The organism is Actinomycetes bacterium (assembly GCA_035506535.1).
GTDB lineage: Bacteria > Actinomycetota > Actinomycetes > DATJPE01 > DATJPE01 > DATJPE01.
Map to the genome: position 1 here is coordinate 36586 of DATJPE010000063.1, position 19340 is coordinate 55925.

General features: G+C 71.6%; 17 protein-coding genes. 7 read left to right on the forward strand and 10 right to left on the reverse strand.

The features are described from left to right. A complete protein-coding gene (gene lhgO, locus VMI11_08775) occupies positions 1–1194 on the reverse strand; it encodes an L-2-hydroxyglutarate oxidase (protein ID HTY72502.1) in 1194 nt (397 codons plus the stop codon). Positions 1195–1289: 95 nt separating this feature from the next. On the opposite strand from lhgO, the gene VMI11_08780 reads away from it, so the two are divergent. Further along, the gene (locus VMI11_08780; protein HTY72503.1) at positions 1290–3929 is read left to right on the forward strand and encodes a bifunctional FO biosynthesis protein CofGH; all 2640 of its coding nucleotides are present in this window, start codon (positions 1290–1292) and stop codon (positions 3927–3929) included. 9 nt (positions 3930–3938) lie between these two features. On the opposite strand, the gene VMI11_08785 is transcribed toward VMI11_08780, so the two are convergent. Beyond that, positions 3939–4406: a VOC family protein gene (locus tag VMI11_08785; GenBank protein ID HTY72504.1), complete on the reverse strand. Its 468-nt coding sequence runs from the start codon at positions 4404–4406 to the stop codon at positions 3939–3941. Between the two features lie 60 nt (positions 4407–4466). Here VMI11_08785 and VMI11_08790 point away from each other — a divergent pair, with 60 nt between their 5' ends. Further along, positions 4467–4940 carry a MarR family transcriptional regulator gene (locus VMI11_08790; protein ID HTY72505.1) on the forward strand — a complete coding sequence of 158 codons (474 nt, stop codon included), beginning with the start codon at positions 4467–4469 and terminating at the stop codon, positions 4938–4940. A 148-nt stretch (positions 4941–5088) separates the two neighbouring features. On the opposite strand, the gene VMI11_08795 is transcribed toward VMI11_08790, so the two are convergent. Next, positions 5089–5982: a TIGR03560 family F420-dependent LLM class oxidoreductase gene (locus tag VMI11_08795; GenBank protein HTY72506.1), complete on the reverse strand. Its 894-nt coding sequence runs from the start codon at positions 5980–5982 to the stop codon at positions 5089–5091. A gap of 485 nt (positions 5983–6467) precedes the next feature. On the opposite strand from VMI11_08795, the gene VMI11_08800 reads away from it, so the two are divergent. The 5 genes from VMI11_08800 to VMI11_08820 are packed head-to-tail and all read left to right on the forward strand — an operon-like array spanning position 6468 to position 12478. Further along, on the forward strand, positions 6468–7874 hold the full coding sequence (locus VMI11_08800; protein ID HTY72507.1) for an amino acid permease: 1407 nt from the start codon (positions 6468–6470) through the stop codon (positions 7872–7874). A 34-nt stretch (positions 7875–7908) separates the two neighbouring features. Further along, positions 7909–9138: an arginine deiminase gene (locus VMI11_08805; GenBank protein HTY72508.1), complete on the forward strand. Its 1230-nt coding sequence runs from the start codon at positions 7909–7911 to the stop codon at positions 9136–9138. A gap of 45 nt (positions 9139–9183) precedes the next feature. Next, positions 9184–10188 carry an ornithine carbamoyltransferase gene (gene argF, locus VMI11_08810; protein HTY72509.1) on the forward strand — a complete coding sequence of 335 codons (1005 nt, stop codon included), beginning with the start codon at positions 9184–9186 and terminating at the stop codon, positions 10186–10188. A gap of 32 nt (positions 10189–10220) precedes the next feature. After that, positions 10221–11159: a carbamate kinase gene (arcC, locus tag VMI11_08815; GenBank protein ID HTY72510.1), complete on the forward strand. Its 939-nt coding sequence runs from the start codon at positions 10221–10223 to the stop codon at positions 11157–11159. Positions 11160–11179: 20 nt separating this feature from the next. Further along, positions 11180–12478, forward strand: a complete 1299-nt coding sequence (locus VMI11_08820) for a cation:proton antiporter (protein HTY72511.1) — start codon at positions 11180–11182, stop codon at positions 12476–12478. Between the two features lies 1 nt (position 12479). Here VMI11_08820 and VMI11_08825 read toward each other — a convergent pair whose 3' ends face one another. From VMI11_08825 to VMI11_08855, 7 genes are all read right to left on the reverse strand, one after another. Further along, positions 12480–13358 carry an alpha/beta hydrolase gene (locus VMI11_08825; protein ID HTY72512.1) on the reverse strand — a complete coding sequence of 293 codons (879 nt, stop codon included), beginning with the start codon at positions 13356–13358 and terminating at the stop codon, positions 12480–12482. After that, positions 13355–14842, reverse strand: coding sequence for an aldehyde dehydrogenase family protein (locus tag VMI11_08830; protein ID HTY72513.1), 1488 nt, complete (start codon positions 14840–14842; stop codon positions 13355–13357). The genes VMI11_08825 and VMI11_08830 overlap by 4 nt, the downstream gene beginning before the upstream one ends. Beyond that, positions 14839–16080 carry an FAD-dependent oxidoreductase gene (locus tag VMI11_08835; protein ID HTY72514.1) on the reverse strand — a complete coding sequence of 414 codons (1242 nt, stop codon included), beginning with the start codon at positions 16078–16080 and terminating at the stop codon, positions 14839–14841. The genes VMI11_08830 and VMI11_08835 overlap by 4 nt, the downstream gene beginning before the upstream one ends. Before the next feature lie 4 nt (positions 16081–16084). Next, positions 16085–16405 carry a 2Fe-2S iron-sulfur cluster-binding protein gene (locus VMI11_08840; GenBank protein HTY72515.1) on the reverse strand — a complete coding sequence of 107 codons (321 nt, stop codon included), beginning with the start codon at positions 16403–16405 and terminating at the stop codon, positions 16085–16087. Between the two features lie 49 nt (positions 16406–16454). After that, positions 16455–17204, reverse strand: a complete 750-nt coding sequence (locus VMI11_08845; GenBank protein ID HTY72516.1) for an SDR family oxidoreductase — start codon at positions 17202–17204, stop codon at positions 16455–16457. 7 nt (positions 17205–17211) lie between these two features. Continuing rightward, positions 17212–18477, reverse strand: a complete 1266-nt coding sequence (locus VMI11_08850) for a cytochrome P450 (protein HTY72517.1) — start codon at positions 18475–18477, stop codon at positions 17212–17214. A 97-nt stretch (positions 18478–18574) separates the two neighbouring features. After that, positions 18575–19330 carry an IclR family transcriptional regulator gene (locus VMI11_08855; GenBank protein HTY72518.1) on the reverse strand — a complete coding sequence of 252 codons (756 nt, stop codon included), beginning with the start codon at positions 19328–19330 and terminating at the stop codon, positions 18575–18577. Positions 19331–19340: the final 10 nt, after the last annotated feature.

Below are 19340 nucleotides of genomic sequence, written 5' to 3' on the forward strand. Positions count from 1 at the left end.
TCAGGCCGCCCGCTCGAGGGCGAGCGCGGCGACGTACTTCCCGATCTCCAGCGACGACGTGGCTGCTGGCGACGGGGCGTTGAGCACGTGCAACTGGGCGCGGTGCCGCAGCACGAGGAAGTCGTCCACCAGGGAGCCGTCGCGGCGCACGGCCTGGGCGCGTACGCCCGCCGGCGCGGGGACCAGGTCGTCCTCGGTGATCCCGGGGACCAGCCGCGACGCGCTCGCCGCGAACCGGCGAGGCGAGACGGAGCGCCGCATCTCGTCCACGCCGGTCCGCCACTGTCGAGCGGCCAGCTGCCAGAACCCGGGATAAGTCACGACGTCCGCGACGTCGCGGAGCGAGACCTGGCGGCGCTCGTACGCCTCGCGAGCCAGCGCGAGCACCGCGTTCGGGCCGACGTGCACCGTGCCGTCGATCCCGCGCGTGAGGTGGACGCCCAGGAAGGGCAGCGCGGGGTCGGCGACCGGGTAGACCAGGCCGCGCACCAGCTCAGCCCGCTCCGGCCGGAGCAGGAAGTACTCCCCCCGGAAGGGGACGATGCGCACCGGCGGCGCGGATCCGGTCATCGCCGCGACCCGGTCGGAGGCCAGCCCCGCGCAGTTGACGACGACGTCGGCGCGGACCTCGCCCTCGGTCGTCTCGACGACGGTCCGCTCGCCGTCGACGGTCAGACCGACCACGCGGGTCGCCGGCCGCAGGACGGCTCCCCGCGCGCCGAGCTCGGCGGCCAGGGCACGGCACACCGCGACGTAGTCGACGATCGCTGTGGTCTCGACGTGGACGGCCGCCAGGCAGGCGACGTTGGGCTCGAGCTCCCGCGCCTGCTCGGGGGTCAGCCGGCTCACCGGTACCCCGTTGGCACGGCCCTTCGCGAACAGCGCGTCCAGTCGGGGCAGCTCCTCGGGCTCGGTGGCCACCACGAGCTTGCCGGTCACCTCGACCGGCAGGCCCCGGTCGCGGGCGAACGCGACCATGGAGCGAGCTCCCGCGGTGCACAGTCGGGCCTTGAGGCTGCCGGGCACGTACGCCACCCCGGAGTGGATCACGCCGCTGTTGTGGCCGGTCTGGTGCGTGCCCCAGTCCCGCTCCTTCTCCAGCACCGTGATGCTCGCCTCGGGCGCCGCTTCGAGAAGGGCGCGCGCCGTCGCGAGCCCCACGATGCCCCCGCCGACGACGACGTAGCGCGTCACGTCCGTCCCCCACTTCCCAGCCGTCCGAACCGTCAGGCTACGGGCAGCCCGACCCCCGTGGCCCGCCGAGCCCGTCATGCACGACCATGTGGGTGATGAACACCCCCAGCGAGTCAGCCCTTCGCCGGGCCCTGCGACGCGCCGAGCAGGGTGCCGCCCTGGACCCGGTCGAGGCCGAGGTTCTGCTGCACGCCCGCGGGGAGCACCTGCAGCGCCTGGTCGCCGCGGCGGGTCGCCAGCGTGACGCCGGGCTGGCCGCGGCCGGACGCGCGGGGCTGGTGACGTACTCGCGCAAGGTGTTCATCCCGCTGACCCGGCTGTGCCGGGATCGTTGCCACTACTGCACGTTCGTCGCCACCCCAGGGCAGCTGCGCAGCGCGGGCCACGGGATGTACCTCTCGCCTGACGAGGTCCTGGACATCGCCAGGCGCGGCGCGGACCTCGGGTGCCGCGAGGCGCTGTTCACCCTGGGCGACCGCCCCGAGGACCGCTGGCCCGCCGCCCGCGAGTGGCTGGAGTCCCACGGCTACGACTCGACGCTCGCCTACGTCCGGGCGATGGCAGTCCGGGTGCTGGAGGAGACCGGCCTGCTCCCGCACCTCAACCCGGGCGTGCTGTCCTGGGACGAGCTCGCCCGCCTCAAGCCGGTCGCGGCCAGCATGGGCATGATGCTCGAGACGACGAGCACACGACTCTTCACCGAGCCGGGCGGTGCCCACTTCGGCAGCCCCGACAAGGACCCGGCCGTCCGCCTGCGGGTCATCGAGGACGCCGGCCGGCAGTCGATCCCCTTCACGACCGGGATCCTGGTCGGCATCGGGGAGACCCTCGCGGAGCGGGTCGACTCGCTCTTCGCGATCCGCCGCCTCGCTCGCGCCTACGGGCACGTCCAGGAGGTCATCGTCCAGAACTTCCGCGCCAAGGCGGACACGGCCATGCGCTCCGCGCCGGACGCCGAGCCGCAGGACTACCTCGCGACGGTCGCCGTGGCGCGTCTGGTGCTGGGCTCGAAGATGCGCGTCCAGGTGCCGCCGAACCTCTCCGACCCCGACGCCCTGGCCGCCCTGCTCGCGGCGGGGGCCGACGACTGGGGCGGGGTCAGCCCGCTCACCCCCGACCACGTGAACCCGGAGCGGCCGTGGCCGCACCTGGAGGACCTCACCGCCTGGACGGCGGCGGCCGGCTTCGCCCTGACCGAGCGCCTGGCCGCGCAGCCCGAGTACGTGCGCCGCGGCGAGCCGTGGATCGACGCGCGGGTCCGCCCGCACGTCGCGGCGCTCGCCGACGCGAACGGTCTGGCGAACGTCGGCGTCCAGCCGCACGGCCTGCCGTGGCAGGAGCCGGACGGCGGCTACTCCGCGTTCGCCGAGCGCGCCGGCGGCGGACGCGTCGACCTGTTCGCCACGGTGGACACGACCGGGCGTACTGGCGACCGCCGCGGGGACTTCGACGAGGTCTACGGCGACTGGACCTCCGTCTCCGACGCCGCCAGCGCGGCGTCGGCGGTGGTGGCCCGGAGCGCGGTCGAGCGTCTCGATGGCGACGTCCGCGCGGCCCTGGCGCTGGCCGCGGACGACCCCGCCGCGCTCGCGGCGTCCGGCCGGGAGTCGCTGGCCCTGGCGCTCTTCCACGCCGACGGGCCCGGGCTGGCCGCGTTGGCGCGCGTCGCCGACGACGTACGGCGTGACACGGTCGGAGACCGGGTGAGCTACGTCGTCAACCGCAACGTGAACTTCACCAACGTCTGCTACGTCGGGTGCCGGTTCTGCGCCTTCGCCCAGCGGCGCACCGACGCCGACGCGTACACGCTGTCCCTCGAGCAGGTCGGGGACCGGGTCGCCGAGGCGTGGGACCTCGGGGCCACCGAGGTGTGCATCCAGGGCGGGATCCACCCGGACCTGCCCGGCACGGCGTACTTCGACCTGGCCCGCGAGGTGAAGCGACGCGTGCCGGAGATGCACCTGCACGCGTTCTCGCCGATGGAGGTCATGAACGGAGCGACCAGGTCCGGGCTGTCGGTGCGGGAGTGGCTCTCGCAGGCGAAGGCGGCCGGGCTCGACACCATCCCCGGGACCGCGGCGGAGATCCTGGACGACGAGGTCCGCTGGGTCCTCACCAAGGGGAAGCTGCCGACCGCCGCCTGGGTGGACGTCGTGCGTACGGCGCACTCCCTCGGCATCCGCTCCAGCGCCACGATGATGTACGGCCACGTCGACGCACCCGAGCACTGGTACCGACACCTCCTGCTGCTGCGCCGGCTCCAGTCCGAGACGGGCGGCTTCACCGAGTTCGTGCCGCTGCCCTTCGTGCACCACAACGCACCCGTCTACCTCGCCGGCGTGGCCCGTCCTGGTCCCACGCGGCGGGACAACATCGCGGTCCACGCGATGGCTCGCCTGCTCCTGCACGGTGCGATCGACCACGTGCAGACGTCCTGGGTCAAGCTCAGCGACGACGGCGTCCGAACGATGCTCGGGAGCGGCGTCGACGACCTGGGCGGCACGCTGATGGAGGAGACCATCTCCCGCATGGCCGGCAGCGAGAACGGCTCGCAGAAGTCGGTACGGGAGCTGGAGGCGCTCATCCGCTCCGCCGGGCGGGAGCCGGTGCAGCGCACCACCACGTACGGCACGGTGGCGCCCGAACGACGCGAGGCGGCGCTGCGCTCCGACGGGGTGCTGCCGACCGTGACGCTGCTCCCGCTCGCGACGGCGCAGGCCGCCGCACAGCGGTGAGACGGGACATTAGAGTCGCAGCGGCTTGACCGGCGCGCCGACCAGCTCGGGGTCGGCCGCCCAGTCCATCCCGGGCACGTCGACGTAGAGCTCGATCTCGTTGCCGTCGGGGTCGGCGATGTAGAGGCTGTGGGTGACCGTGTGGTCGCTCGAGCCGAGCAGGGTCGTGCCGGACTCCTGCACCACGCGGAGCGCCTCGCGCAGGTCGTCGTCGCTGTCGCCGACCTTGAGCCCGAAGTGGTAGAGGCCGACTCGACGCCCCGGCGGCAGCGGCGCCGCGTCCTCGCCGACCTCGATGAGCAGCAGCTCGTGGTGGGTGCGGTTGCTCGGCGCGTTGAACGCGGCGACCGGAACCTTTCCGCGCTGCTCCGGAGCAGGCAGGATCTGTCGCCAACCCAGCACGTCCCGATAGAACGCACTCGACCGCTCGATGTCGCGCACGTAGAGAACCAGGTGGCCAAGTTCCTCGACCTGCATCGTGTCCTCGCTCTCCTCGATCCCGACAGGCTATCGGAGCAAACCGTTGAGAATTCAAGGATGACCGCCGACGAACGCTGGCTCGACGCCGGGCAGCAGCAGACCTGGCGGGCGTACCTCGCGATGAACCAGATCATCGGGGAGGCGCTCGACCGGCAGATGCAGCGCGACGCCGGGATGCCGCACGCCTACTACATCGTGCTCGCGATGCTCTCGGAGCGAGCGGACAAGACGATGACGATGAGCGAGCTGGCCCGCATGGTCGGCTACTCGCCCAGCCGGCTCTCGCACGCCGTCGCGAGGCTGGAGGAGGAGGGCTGGGTACGCCGGACCCGGCACCCGACCGACCGCCGTACCACCCTTGCCGAGCTCACCGACGAGGGGATGCGGACCGTCGTCGCGGCGGCGCCGGGCCACGTCGCCGAGGTGCGACGCGTGCTCTTCGACCGGCTGACCCGAGAGCAGTCGCGCTGCCTCGCCGACGTGGCCGCGGCCGTGATGTCCGGCTGCGGGGAAGTTTCCCGGTTCGGCTGACACCGCGCCCCCGGGCGGTCTAGCGTCGTCCGCCGGACGGCCCGGACATCCCCCAGTCCGCCGCCCTCAAGCCGTGAGCCCCTCGCGCCTCCCCCGTGCCGTGAGGGGCTCACGCCTGTCGGGCCTGGTCGCGCCACCGTCCCCGCCGTCACCAGGTGGCGATGACGGGGACCACCTCGGCGCCGAGGGTCTCGAGATGCCTGAGGTCGTGCACGGCGTCGACCATGACGATGAGCTCCTGCACGCCCGCGTCGGCAGCCACGCGGCAGGTCTCGAGCACCTCGGCCACGCCCATGCCGGCGCCCATGGGCAGCCCGGTCAGTGCCGTGCGTCGGATCTCCTCGTACGGCCTCCCGAGGTCCGCGCAGTGCGCGCGCAGCACGTCGAACTTGTGCCGCACCGTCGCGGCCCGCTCGTCGAGCGTCTCGCCGCTGAAGAAGACGTTGCACGCGTCGGCGTACTGCGCCACGAGGCGAAGCGTCCGCTGCTCGCCGCCCCCGCCCACCATGATCGGCGGGCGCGGGCGGGACAGCGGGATCGGATGGTTCAGCGGGCGCGAGGCGGTGAGCGTCGACCCGTGGAAGGGCGAGGGGTCGTCGGCGAACATCTGGTGGGCCAGCCGCAGGGTGTCCTCCAGGCGGGCGAACCGGTCGCCGCGGGCGGGCATCGGGACGCCGAGCCCCAGGGACTCCTCCTCGTTCCAGCCGGCGCCGAGGATGCACAGCGCGCGGCCGCCGGACAAGACGTCGAGGGTGGTGACGATCTTGATGAGCAGCCCGGGGTACCGGTACTGGGCGCCGGTCGCGAGCACCCCCACCCTCGCCCGGTTCGTCGCATGCGCGAGGTGGAGCGCGGCGAGGTAACCCTCGAGCATCGGGTCCTCGGGCGGCCCGACGCCGCTGATCTGGAAGTAGTGGTCCATCACCGACAGGTGGGTGATCCCCGCGTCCTCAGCCGTACGCCCGATGGCGGCCAGGCCGTCGGCGATCGACCCGAAGGACTCCGGCCAGTCGAAGCGCACGACGTGCAGCCCCAGCTCCATGCCCTCGACGCTACTGCCTGGCGGCTCAGCCCGCTTACAGCGCGAGGTCGTCGGAGAGTGTCAGGTCGTACGGGCGCCGACGTCAGGAAGCGGTTCATGAAGCCGCGCGTCGCCAGCGTCTCGTCGAGCCCAGCCTCGCTGCTATGGCCGACCCGCATGCCGCGGAAGACGCCGAAGACTGCCGGAACACCACCAGGTCGAGCATCAGGAAGACGAGCGGAAGGAAGACGAGCGGAAGGAACCCCGGACACCCCGGTTCCGATCAGGCCAGTGACGGTGTGCAAACCTCGACGAGCCGTCCTCCACCTGTCCGGCGAGCGCCCGTACGCTCACGGCGAGCAGCACCCTCCCGACTTGTTGCAACTCGTTCGCAACTAGCACGCGGGTATGGGTGACCAAAGCCCCTGGCTGACCAACCCTCCCCCGTGGCTCACTCGATACATCACGCCGAGAGGGCGCGGACGGTCTGTCGTCGGGAGGTCGTCATGACGTCGTCCACCACTCATTCCCCTGTCGCCGAGGAACCACGGGCGGCGTCGCGCGGCACCCTGGGGCTGACCCAGGCCACCGCACTGATCGTCGGAAGCATCATCGGGGTGGGCATCTTCTCGTTGCCCGGCTCGCTTGCGGCCTACGGTCCGATCAGCCTCTTCGCGATGGCGCTGACCACGATCGGCGCCCTGGCCCTGGCGCTGATGTTCGCGCGGATGTCGGCCCGCATGCCCGCGGACGGCGGGCCGTACGCCTACGCCCGTACCGCCTTCGGGAACCTCACCGGTTTCTCCAACGCCTGGCTGTACTGGATCACCGCATGGGCCGGCAACGCCGCCATCGTGGTCGGCTGGGTCCTCTACGTCGAGGAGTTCATCAACAAGAGCCAGGACAAGCTGGGCTCGATCCTCATCGCCCTGCTCGGGCTGTGGATCCCCGCCGCCATCAACCTGTCCGGGGTCAAGAACATGGGGTCGGTCCAGGTCTGGACGTCGATCCTCAAGTTCGTGCCCCTGGTGTTCATGTCCACGGTGGGCCTGCTCTTCATCAGCTCGGGCAACTTCCACCCGTGGAACATCAGCGGCGAGTCGAACATGTCAGCCATCGGCGGAGCCATGGCGCTGTGCCTGTTCTCCTACCTGGGCGTCGAGACCGCGGCTGTCGCGGCAGCGAAGGTCCGCGACCCCGACCGCAACGTGCCGCGATCGACCATTCTCGGCACCCTGGCCACCGCGGCCGTCTACCTGCTCTCGCTGATCGCCGTGTTCGGCATCGTGTCGAGCAGCGACTTGGCGAAGTCGAACGCGCCCTACGCGACGGCGGTCAACAGCATCTTCGGCGGGACCTGGGCGGGCAACCTGATGGCGATCCTCGTCATCGTGTCCGGCTTCGGAGCGCTGAACGGCTGGACGATGATCTGCGCGGAGATGCCCCTCGCCGCGAGCAGCGACGGTCTCTTCCCGACACGCTTCGGGGCCATCACGCGCCAGGGCGTACCCGCCTTCGGCATCATCGCCTCGACGGTGCTCGCATCGGTGGCGATGATCTTCGCCTACATGGGTACCGCGGGCTACACGGTGTTCAACACCCTGGTCTTCATGACGGGCATCACCGCCGCCATCCCGTACGCCTTCTCGGCGCTGGCGCAGATCAAGTGGCGCATCCAGGACAACCGAGCCTTGAAGACGCCTCGCTTCGTCCGCGATGTGGTGGTCGCAGTGGTCGCTCTGATCTTCTCGGTGCTGTTCATCTGGTACTCGCGCAACACCGGCAACGTGTGGTGGAAGGAATGGTTGCCGTTCATCTTCGCCGGTGCCGCCTTCGTGCTGGGGATCCCGGTGTACCTCGCGCAGCGCACTCGGATGACCGAGCCGCAGCCCGTGCCGCCGTACCGCTCGTAGCGCTCGCGTCGCGTCGACAGAAAGGGAACTGGCCATGTCCTTCCACGTGGACTCCGAGGTCGGCGTCCTGCGCCAGGTGATCGTGCACCGCCCCGGTCTCGAACTGGCCAGGCTCACCCCCTCCAACGTCGACGAGTTGCTGTTCGACGACGTGATGTGGGCCCAGCGGGCACGGGAGGAGCACGACGCCTTCGTGCAGAAGCTGCGGGACAAGGGGGTGACGGTCCACCTCTTCCACAGTCTGCTGGCGCAGGCGCTCGACCAGCCGGGGGCACGCGAGTTCCTGCAGACCGAGCTGACCACTGCCGAGCGCTTCGGTCCGGCCCTCGACAGGCCGCTCGACGAGTTCGTCGGCGCGGCGACGTCGGAGACGCTCGCGGAGTACCTCGTGGGCGGCGTGCTCAAGCGAGACCTCACCCTCGACAGCGCCTCGAGCCTGCTCCTGGAGTACCTGGACCCGGACGACTTCCTGCTGCGACCGCTGCCCAACCACCTGTTCCAGCGGGACAACTCCGCCTGGGTCTACGACGGCCTGTCGGTCAACCCGATGTCCAAGGCGGCTCGCAAGCGGGAGACGATCAACTCGCGTCTCGTCTGGAACTTCCATCCCATGTTCCGCGACGCCGATCCGCCGCTGCACTTCTACTACGGCAACGACTCCGTCCAGCACGACCCCGCGAACTGCGAGGGCGGCGACATCCTCGTCATCGGCAACGGAGCCGTGATGATCGGCATGGGGGAGCGGACCACGCCGCAGGGAGTGGAGTTCCTGGCCCGGCAGTACTTCGCGCACGGGTCGGTCACCAAGGTGATCGCCGTCGAGCTGCCGAAGACGCGAGCCTTCATGCACCTCGACACGGCGATGACGATGGTCGATCGCGACGCGTTCAGCGTCTATCCCTACTTGCCGGAGAGCATCCGCTCCTTCACCCTCACCCCGGTCGGCACCGGCGGTGACTACCGGGTCAGCGAGAACACCGACCTGTTCCCTGTCGTGGCCGACGCCATCGGCGTGGACAAGCTGCGCGTGCTGCGCACCCCGATCGACATCCGCGGCGCCCAGCGCGAGCAGTGGGACGACGGCAACAACTTCCTCGCCGTCTCCCCTGGAGTGATCTTCGGCTACGAGCGGAACACCACCACGAACACCTTCCTGCGCCACCAGGGGATCGAGGTCGTCACGATCGCCGGCAGCGAACTCGGGCGGGGTCGTGGCGGGCCTCGGTGCATGTCCTGCCCGATCGAACGCGACCCCGTTCTCTGAGCGTGCCACGATCTTCGTCGACGACCACCAAGGGAGTGCCAGGCCATGCCGGTCAACCTGTCCCACCGGGACTTCCTCAAAGAGCTGGACCACACGCAGGCCGAGCTCCAGTTCCTCCTCGACCTCGCCCGTGACCTGAAGCGAGCCAAGTACGCCGGCACGGAGACGCCGCGCCTGCGCGGCAAGAACATCGCGCTGATCTTCGAGAAGACGTCCACCCGGACGCGCTGCGCCTTCGAGGTCGCCGCCTACGACCAGGGAGCTCACGTCACCTACCTCGATCCCAGCTCCTCGCAGCTGGGGCACAAGGAGTCGGCCGCCGACACGGCGCGGGTGCTCTCCCGGATGTTCGACGCCATCGAGTTCCGGGGCAAGGAGCAGGCCACTGTCGAGGAGCTCGCCGCCTTCTCCGACGTACCGGTCTACAACGGGCTCACCGACCAGTGGCACCCGACCCAGATGCTGGCTGACTTCCTGACCATGTCCGAGCACGCCGACGGCCGCCCGCTGCACGAGGTGACGTACTGCTTCATGGGCGACGGCCGCTTCAACATGGGCCGCTCGCTGCTCGTGACCGGCGCGATCATGGGTGCCGACGTCCGTATCTGCGCGCCCAAGCAGCTGTGGCCGGACCATGACGTCGTGGACGCCGCCAGGGAGCGGGCGGAGCAGTCCGGGTCCCGCGTGACGCTGACTGAGGATCCGGCCGAGGGTCTGCGCGGCGCGGACTTCGTCCACACCGACGTCTGGGTGTCGATGGGCGAACCCAAGGACGTCTGGAACGAGCGGGTCAAGGAGCTGACCCCCTACCAGGTCAACACCGCCGCCATGGCCCTGACCGGAAACCCTCGGGCGCGGTTCATGCACTGCCTGCCCGCTTTCCACGACACCCGGACGATCGTCGGCGCCGAGATCGCCGAGGCGACGGGGATGACCGGTGGGCTGGAGGTCACCGACGAGGTGTTCGCCTCCCCGGCCAACATCGCCTTCGACCAGGCGGAGAACCGCCTGCACACCATCAAGGCCCTCATGGTCGCGACGGCGGGCTGAGCGGCCTCCGCGGCTCGCAGCGAGGAGCGGACATGCGCATCGTGGTTGCCCTCGGAGGTAACGCCCTGCAGCGGCGGGGCGAGCCGATGACGGTCGAGAGACAACGCGCGAACGTGGTGGTCGCCGCGCGATCCCTGGCTCCCGTCGCTGAGCAGCACGAGCTCGTCGTGACGCACGGCAACGGGCCGCAGGTGGGCCTGCTCGCCCTGCAGGCGGCGTCTTACGACGAGGCTTCCGGCTACCCCTTCGACGTCCTCGGCGCGCAGACCGAAGGGATGATCGGCTACCTCATCGAGCAGGAGCTCGGCAACCTGCTGCCGTTCGAGAAGCCGTTGGCGACCGTGCTGACCATGACCGAAGTGGACCCGGAGGATCCCGCCTTCGCCAATCCGACGAAGTTCGTGGGACCCACCTACAGCGAGGCCGACGCGAAGCGGCTGGCCGCGGAGCGCGGCTGGACGGTCCGGCAGGACGGCGCCGCCTGGCGGCGCGTCGTCCCGTCACCGACCCCGAAGCGCATCTTCGAGACCCGGCCCGTGCGGTGGCTGCTCGAGCAGGGCTGCGTTGTCGTCTGCGCCGGGGGCGGCGGCATCCCGACCATCTACCGCCCCGGAACGCGTACCCTCGCCGGCGTGGAGGCGGTCATCGACAAGGACCGGGCCACGGCAGTCCTGGCGGAAGGCCTCGACGCCGACCTCCTCGTCATCGCCACGGACGTCGATGCGGTGTACCTCGACTGGGGCACACCGTCGCAGTCGGCGGTCGCCGCGGCGCACCCGGACGCCATCGACCTCGCCGCGTTCCCAGCCGGTTCCATGGGTCCGAAGGTGGAGGCGGCCGCCGGATTCGCGCGGGCGACCGGCCACCCCGCCGTCATCGGCTCGCTCGAGGACCTCTCGCCCATGCTCGCCGGTCGGGCCGGCACCCGCATCGACGTCCACGTCGACGGCCTGGTCCGTCGTCCCGCCTGAGGACGAGGGGCGAGCCTGCGGTGAGCGCCACGGCGGTGGCGGTGTTCGCCCTGGCAGTCATCGCCTTCGTCAGCCAGTCGCGACGGCTGGACCGCGCCCACCTCACCGCCCCGATCGTGTTCACGACTCTCGGCACCCTCATCGGCCTGCTCCCCGTGGGCCACCACGTGGACGAGTCCGTCGTGCACGACCTCGCCGAGATAACCCTCGCGCTCGTGCTGTTCCATGACGCCGCGCAGGTGCGTCCGCGCCAACTCGAGTCCGATGCCGGCCTCTGCGCCAGGCTGCTGCTCATCGGTCTCCCGCTGACCGTCATCGCCGGGTACGCCGCCGCGCGGCTGCTCTATCCCGGCGCGGGCGTCTGGCTGGCACTCCTCCTCGGCGCGTCCCTGGCCCCGACCGACGCCGGGCTCGGCGCGGCCACCGTGCTCGACCCCGTCGTCCCGGTCCGAGTCCGGCGGATCCTCAACGTGGAGAGCGGCCTGAACGACGGCCTGGCGACTCCGGTCGTGCTCTTCGCCGTCGCGGCCGCCGGCGGCACCCACGTCGGGACCGTCGGGACCATCGGTTCGGCTGCTGTCGAGCTGGCGCTCGGCGTGCTCATCGGCGCCGTGCTCGGCGCCCTCACCGGCCGGGTCCTCGCCCTCACCAGCGCGAACCGGGTCGAACCTGGGCTTCTCTCCGTGGCCACGCTCGCCGTCCCGCTCGCCTGCTACTTCAGCGCCCTCGTCCTGCACGGGAACGGCTTCGTGGCCGCGTTCGTGTCCGGTACGGCCTTCGGCGCCGCCGCACCGGGCCTCAGGGACGGCGACCCGACCTCGCGCCAGCCCGCGCTGGAGCTCACCGCCTGGATCTCGGTCCTGCTCGGCCTCGCCGTCTGGGGCCTCTTCGGAGTCCTCGCCGTCGCCCACCTCGCGACGGACTTCACCTGGCGCACCGTGGTCTTCGCGGTCGCCTCCCTCACCGTCCTGCGGATGCTCCCGGTCGCCCTCGCCCTCGTGGGGAGCGGCATGAAGCGGCCCACGGTGGCCTTCGTCGGCTGGTTCGGCCCGCGCGGCCTCGCATCAGTGATCTTCGCGCTGATTGCCGTGGAGGCACTGCCGATGGACGCTGCCCTGCACGAGGTCATGGACACCATCACGTTGACCGTCGTGCTGAGCGTCGTCCTGCACGGGATCACCGCCGAGCCGTGGGCCCGTCGCTACGGCGCGTGGGCCGAGCGGACGCGGCCCGCGGAGGAGCTGGCCGACTCGGTCGAGCCGGGGCCGGGTCGCGGTCGGGCGCGTCGTCGGCTCAGCCCGGCCTCGAGCAGCCCGTGAGTCAGCCGCGGGCGAGCGCCCGGCGCACGGCGTCGGCAAACGCCTCGGGTGCCTCGAGCGGAACGAAGTGGCCGCAGCCGGGGAGGATCGTCAGCCGCGCCTCGGCGTACCACTCCCCCAGCCGGTCCGACCACTCGGGCGGGAACAGCGGGTCGTGCTCCGGCCAGAGGACCTCGGCCGGCACCGCGACCCGCTCGTCCGCCGGAGGCGGGGCCTCGGTCGTCGCTGACGCGACGCTGCCCGCGCGGGAGCGGTACCAGGCGATCGATGCGGTGAACGCCCCGGGCCGCGCGTAGAGCCCGACGAGGCGGTCCAGCTCGTCCGGGGTGAGGGAGAACCCCGGCCCGCTCCAGTGGCTCCACAGGTGGCCCAGGTACGCGCGCAGCGCGTCGGGCCGGCCGTCGAGCAGGTCGTCGGCGAGCGGGAGCCGGTGCAGGGACTGGTACCAGAACTCCGCCTGCACGGCGGGAGCCAGCAAGCGTTGACCCGCTCCGGGCAGCGGAGGGGTCAGCACGAGCGCGCGGACGCGATCGGGGTCCGCGGACGTGATCGCCTGCAACAGCCGGCTGCCGATGTCGTAGCCGCCGAACACCGCCCGCCGGACGCCGAGCTCATCGAGCAGGCCAAGGACGCTGCGCAGCTGCGCGGGGGCGGCGTACGCGTCCGCAGGCGGCTGGGGGTGCGCGTCCGACCCACCGAAGCCGCGCAGGTCCGGCACCACGAGGCGCATCCCCTCGAGGAGCGGCACCACCGAGCGGAAGTCCGCCCGATCGCCCGGCCAGCCGTGCAGGAGCACGACATCCGGGCCGTCACCGACGACGTCGTAGCAGAGGCGAAACCCGTCGACGGGGGCGGAGAGCGCCGTTCGTGACGCGGTCATGCGCGCGCTGACGTCCGATGGATCGACTTCAGGCTCAGGTACGCGGCCAGGCCCTCGGGGCCGTACTCGGTGCCGAGGCCCGACGCATGGCGGCCGCCGAAGGGCGCGGCGTGGTTGGAGGCGAAGAAGTTGATGCCGACCGACCCGGTGTCCATCCGCTCGGCGACGGCCACGGCGGCCTCCTCGTCGGAGGAGAACACGATGCCGCCGAGCCCGAAGCCGGTCCCGTTGGCCAGCTCGACCGCCTCGTCGAGGGTGTCGTAGCTCAGCATCGTCAGGACCGGCCCGAAGATCTCCTCGCGGGCGACGTCCATCGACGGCGTGACGTCGGCCAGGACCGTCGGCTCGACGTAGAAGCCCGGTCCGTCGACGGCGTGCCCGCCGGTCACGACGCGGGCCCCCTGCGCGCGGGCGGAATCGAGAAAGCCCAGGACCTTGTCGTACTGCGAGCGCAGCGCGAGCGGGCCGAACACGGTGCGCTCGTCGAAGGGGTCGCCCAGCGGCGCGGCGGCGACATGGGCCGCGACCCGCGAGACGACCTCGTCGTAGCGGGCGGCGGGCACCAGCAGCCGCGTCGAGATGTAGCAGGTCTGGCCGGTGTTGCGAAGGCACGAGCGGACGAGCACCTGCTCGAGGTGGTCGAGGTCCACGTCCGGCAGCAGCAGCGCCGAGGACTTCCCGCCCAGCTCCAGGGTCACCGGTCTGAGCAGCTCCCCGCAGGCCGCTGCGATCCGCCGTCCCACGGTCGTCGAGCCCGTGAAGGCCACCTTGGCCGTCAGCGGGTGGCGGACGAGCGCGTCGCCGGTCGCGCCGCCGCCGCTCACCAGGTTGACGACGCCGGCGGGTACGCCGGCCCGCGCGGCCGCCTCGACGACGAAGCGGATCGACAGAGGCGTGGACGGCGCCGGCTTCACGACGACCGTGCACCCGGCGAGCAGGGCCGGGGCCAGCTTGGTGACGACGAGGTTGACCGGGAAGTTCCACGGCGCGATGAGGACGCAGACGCCGACGGGGTCTCGACGAACGAGCGACTCGCGGCCGGCGAGCAGCGGGAAGGGCCGGACGTCCTCCCGGTCCAGCAGCGGCGCGAGGGTCGCGAAGTAGCGCAGGATCGACGCCGCGTTGACGGCCGCGCCCGTCGTCTCCGCGAGCGGTGAGCCGTTCTCCCGCGAGATGGTCCAGGCCATCTCGCGGGAGTCCTGCTCGACGAGGTCGGCCATCCGCAACAGCACCTCCGCGCGCTCGGCGGCCCGCAGCCGGGGCCATGGGCCGTCCCGGAACGCCCGGTCCCCGGCGACGATTGCGCAGTCCACCTCCTCGGCACCGCAGTCCGGGGCGCTGCCCCACACCTGCTCGTCGGCCGGGTCGACAAGGTCGGTGCGCGGCGAGGCGCTGTCGCGCCAGGCGCCGTCGACGTACACATTGCTCACATGCGTCCACGGCAGTGCCGGTCGCGGGAGCGTGCGGATCGTGGCCGTGCTCACGCGGCCCTCGTCACGGACTTCAGCGCGACGGTCGCGTCGGCCGCCTCGTCCGCAGGGATGTTCGCGCCCGAACCGAGCGCGGCCTTGACCGCCATGAAGTCCAGGGGTGTGTTGATGGCGTCGGCGGCGATGATGCGGCCCGCTCGGTAGTAGAGCACCGAGAACTTCCCGCGCTCGCGGTCGCGCCGGACCACCACCTGGTCGTGACCGTTGGACAGGCCGGCGATCTGCAGCTTGAGCTCGCCCTGGTTGGACCAGAACCAGGGGATGCTCACGTACTCCTCCTGGCGTCCCATGGCCGCGTACGCGGCGACCTTCGCCTGCTCCACCGCGTTGTTGACGCTCTCGAAGCGCACGCGGTCGCCGGGTGGAGCGCCCGGGACCGGGTTGGGCAGGTTGGCGACGTCACCGACGGCGAGGGTACGTCCGTCGGAGGCGACGGCGTAGCGGTCGACCACGATCCCGTTGTCGCACACGAGGCCCATCGTCTCGGCCAGCTCGGTGTTCGGCACGACCCCGATCCCGACGAGCACGATCTGGGCGGGGATCACCTCGCCGTCCACCTCGACGCCGCCGACCTTGTCGCCGTCGGCGACGATGCGGGTGACCGACGCGCCGAGGCGGATGTCGAGACCGGCCGCTCGGTGGTGCTCCAGCACGAACGCCGAGGTGTCGGGACCGACCGCACGTTCCAGGAGTCGTGAGCCGGCCTCGAGCAGGGTGACCCGTCGGTCCAGGACCTGCAGGCTCGCGGCCGCCTCGATCCCGATGAACCCGCCGCCGATGACCACCACGTCACGAGCCATGGGGACGCGGGCCTTGAGCTCCAGGGCGTCGTCGGCGTTGCGCAGGTACAGCACCCCCGGCAGGTCCGCCCCGGGGAGCATCAGGCGGCGAGCCCTCGCCCCCGTGCACAGCGCGAGCCGGTCATAGCCGAACTCCGCGCCCGACATCGCGTGGGCGACGCCACCCCCGTCGCCTCGGGGTTCGACCCGCATGATGCGCTCGTTCTTCACCACGTCGATGCCGTGCTCGGCCCAGTAGTCGTCGGTCCGGAAGACGACCGACTCCTTGGTGATCAGCCCCTGGAGGAACTCCTTGGACAGCGCGGGACGCTGGTAGGGCCGGTGGTTCTCCTCCCCCAGGAGGGTGATCGGCCCGGTGCGGCCGAGCGCGCGCAACGAGACCGCGAGCTGCACCCCAGCCTGTGAGGCGCCGACGACGAGAAGCCCGCCCACGGCGTCAGACCTGGGTCCGGGGAGTCGTGACGTGCAGGTCGGTGTCGGGGCCGAGCTTGAGCTGGCAGCTGAGCCGGGAGTTCTCCCGCCGGTCGACCGCGGTGCCGTACAGCATCTCGTCCTCCATCTCGCTCATCGGGGCGAGCCCGGCAAGGTCTGCGTCGTCGACGAAGACGTGGCAGGTGGCACACGACAGCGATCCGCCGCACTCGCCGACGATGCCGGGTACGCCGTGCCGGACCGCGGTCTCCATGACGCTGTCGCCGGCGCTGCCCTCGACCACGCGGCTGGCGCCGGAGTCGTCGGTGTAGGTGATACGCGGAATCGTGGACTCCCAGTGCGCGTCGGGCTGCGCCGGCCGTCGCCGGCGCAGGTCAGATGAACTGCCGGCCGCCGTCGACGACCAGGGTCTGGCCGGTCAGGAAGCGGCTGTCGTCGCCGGCGAGGAACAGCGCGGCGCCGACGATGTCCTCGGGCACGCCGGCCCTGCGCAGCGCCCCGCGCTCGACGCCGTACTGCTCGGCGTTCTCGATGTGGCCGTAGCTCGCCTCGGTGAGGGTGAACCCGGGGGCGAGAGTGTTGACGGTGATCCCTCGCCGGCCGAGCTCGCGCGCCATGACGCGCGTCATCGCCACGACGGCGCCCTTGGAGGCGACGTAGTGCAGCCACTGCTCCGACCCGCTGAAGACGGTCGCCGAGGCGACGTTGACCACGCTCGACCCGTCGCCCAGGTACGGGCTGCACGCGCGCACGACGAGCCACGGCCCCTTCACGTTGACCGCCAGGACCCGGTCGAACTCGTCGGGGTCGATCTGCTCGAGCGGTGAGCGGTGCAGGCCGGCGTAGATGGCGGCGTTGTTGACGACGACGTCGACGAGGCCGCCAGCGAAGCGGGCCACGTCGGCAGCGGTCGCCTGCGTGGAGGCCACGGACGCGACGTCCAGGTGGCCGGACCAGGCGTCCACCCCGTGCTTGCGCGCCAGGTCCGCCGTCTCCGCGGCCCCGTCGACGTCGACGTCCCCGACCGCCACGCGGTAGCCGCGCTCGGCGAAGCCGAGCGCGAACGCGCGACCCAGGCCGCCCGCCGCGCCGGTGACGAGGACGGTTCGGGCTCGTTCGCTCATCCCGGGCTCACCAGGCCACCGGGACGGAGGCCGGAGCGCGAACGGTCAGGCTCTTCCCGAACGTGATCGGTACGTCGTCGCGGAGGCGGAGGTCAGGGACGAGCCGGGCGACCTCCTCCACGACGACCTTCGCCTCCAGCTTCGCCAGCCGGTTCCCGAGGCAGTAGTGGATCCCGTAGCCGAAGGCCAGATGCTCGCGCGCGTTCTCGCGGGCGATGTCGAAGAGGTCGGGCTCGGGGAAGGTCGCCTCGTCGCGGTTGGCCGATCCCATGAGCAGGAGCAGGTACGCCCCCGCGGGGATCGGCACGCCGCCGACCTCGGTGTCGCGCAGCGCCTTGCGCCGCCAGGCCGTCAGCGACGGGCTGACGCGCAGGACCTCCTCGATGGCGTTGGGGATCGCCTCGGGGTCGGCGATGACGCGCTGCCAGGACTCGCGGTCGGCGAGCAGCACGCGGAAGACGTTCGCCATCAGCACCGTGGTCGTCTCGTGCCCGGCGAAGAGCAGGCTGTAGCACGCGGAGGCGATCTCGTGGTCGGTGATCGGGTCGCCCTCACGCTGCGCACGTACCAGGTCGCCGACCAGCGAGTCCCGCTCGCCCGCCTTGGCGTCCTCGACGAGGGACAGACACGTCTGCCAGTACTCGACCAGGGAGTGCGCATGCGGGACCTGCTCCTCGTCGGTGAGGTCGGACCACGTCATCGCCGCCCGCGCCCCCGACCACCGCTTGAAGGTCTCGACGTCGTAGTCGAGGTCGATGCCGAGGAGGGCGAGGATCGTGACGACCGGGATCTCCTCGCACAGGGCCTTGAGCAGGTCGGCCTGTCGGGAGGGGTCGGCGAGCATCCGCTCGACCGCTCGGAGGGTCGTCTCGCGGATGGTCGGCTCCAGGGCCGCGTAGCGCCGTGGCGTGAATCCCTTGCCGACGATGCGCCGGATCCGCGTGTGCTCCGGGGGGACGCGGGCGGACAGGCCCGAGTACGCCGTGAAGCCGCCCTCGTCCATGATCCGCTTGGCCTCGGGTCCGCGCTCGCGAACGGGCAAGTGGGCGATCTCGCTGCTGAAGGTCTCCCAGTCGCCGAACACGGCCTTGACGTCGGCGTAGCGGCTCACGACCCAGTAGCCGGTGTGCTCGTCGTGGAACACCGGGTCGTCGGCGCGAAGGTGCGCCCACGTCGCGAACGGGTCGGCCTGGGCGAAGGCGTCGTATCCGTGGGCGACCGGGCAGCCGGACACCGAGGCGGTCGAAGCGGGGGTCTCGGCAGTCGTCGACATGGGCAGGCTCCTCGTGGCAGGTGCGAGCCATGGTCCGCAGCCCGTCGGGCGACCACAACGCGCAAGTTCCACTGAGTGGAAGCGCCTTCCCGGCCGCTCAGGGATGCTCGAAGACCGATGCCACGACGCGGGTGTTCGGCCAGCGCCGGGCCTCCGGCTCCATCCGGCGAGCGGCCTGGGTCAGCAGCCGCACCCGTCGATCGAGCTGGCGGGTCGAGGGGGCGACGAGCCCGATCGCCGCGACGGCGTGCTCGCTGTCGAGCAGGACCGGAACGGCCAGGGTGCAGCCCGCCTGCGCCTCCTCGACGACGGCGGCGTACCCGCGCTGGCGCACCTGGGCCAGCGAGTCGGTCAGCCGACGGGCCTCGGGACCGCCGAGGCGGTCCAGGTAGGCGCGCTGCAGCCACGGCTCCTCGTAGGCGAGCAGGACCTGGCCGGTGGCGCTCGTGTGCAGCGGGCGCCGGTCGCCCGCCTTGGCGACGTGCGCCTGGTCGGCCGTGCCGTAGATGCGGTCGATGACGAGCACCTGCTCACCGTCGCGGATGGCGAGCAGGCAGGTCTCGCCGGTCGCCGCAAAGAGGTCGGCGAGGTGGCGGCGGGCGGAGTCACGGAGCTCCCGGCCGGCGTTCTGGGCGATCCGCCAGATGAAGCGGCCGACGCGGTAGCGCCCGGAGTCGTCGCGGCGCAGCACCCCGCGCTCGACGAGCTCCCCGACGAGGCGGTGCGCGGTGGGCATCGGCAGGTCGGCCGCTGTGGCGATCTCCGTGAGGCTCAGCGTCGACGGGCCGTCCTGGAAGGACCCGAGGATCGCCACGACCTTCGAGGTGACCGAGCGACCGGGCGTCGTGGGCACCTCCTCCGCG

Excerpts from the sequence above, each read along its gene's own strand:
- VMI11_08780 (HTY72503.1), top strand. The coding sequence starts at position 1,290 with ATGAACACCCCCAGCGAGTCAGCCCTTCGCCGGGCCCTGCGACGCGCC.
- VMI11_08785 (HTY72504.1), bottom strand. The coding sequence starts at position 4,406 with ATGCAGGTCGAGGAACTTGGCCACCTGGTTCTCTACGTGCGCGACATC.
- VMI11_08790 (HTY72505.1), top strand. The coding sequence starts at position 4,467 with ATGACCGCCGACGAACGCTGGCTCGACGCCGGGCAGCAGCAGACCTGG.
- VMI11_08795 (HTY72506.1), bottom strand. The coding sequence starts at position 5,982 with ATGGAGCTGGGGCTGCACGTCGTGCGCTTCGACTGGCCGGAGTCCTTC.
- VMI11_08800 (HTY72507.1), top strand. The coding sequence starts at position 6,468 with ATGACGTCGTCCACCACTCATTCCCCTGTCGCCGAGGAACCACGGGCG.
- VMI11_08805 (HTY72508.1), top strand. The coding sequence starts at position 7,909 with ATGTCCTTCCACGTGGACTCCGAGGTCGGCGTCCTGCGCCAGGTGATC.
- argF (HTY72509.1), top strand. The coding sequence starts at position 9,184 with ATGCCGGTCAACCTGTCCCACCGGGACTTCCTCAAAGAGCTGGACCAC.
- arcC (HTY72510.1), top strand. The coding sequence starts at position 10,221 with ATGCGCATCGTGGTTGCCCTCGGAGGTAACGCCCTGCAGCGGCGGGGC.
- VMI11_08825 (HTY72512.1), bottom strand. The coding sequence starts at position 13,358 with ATGACCGCGTCACGAACGGCGCTCTCCGCCCCCGTCGACGGGTTTCGC.
- VMI11_08845 (HTY72516.1), bottom strand. The coding sequence starts at position 17,204 with ATGAGCGAACGAGCCCGAACCGTCCTCGTCACCGGCGCGGCGGGCGGC.
- VMI11_08850 (HTY72517.1), bottom strand. The coding sequence starts at position 18,477 with ATGTCGACGACTGCCGAGACCCCCGCTTCGACCGCCTCGGTGTCCGGC.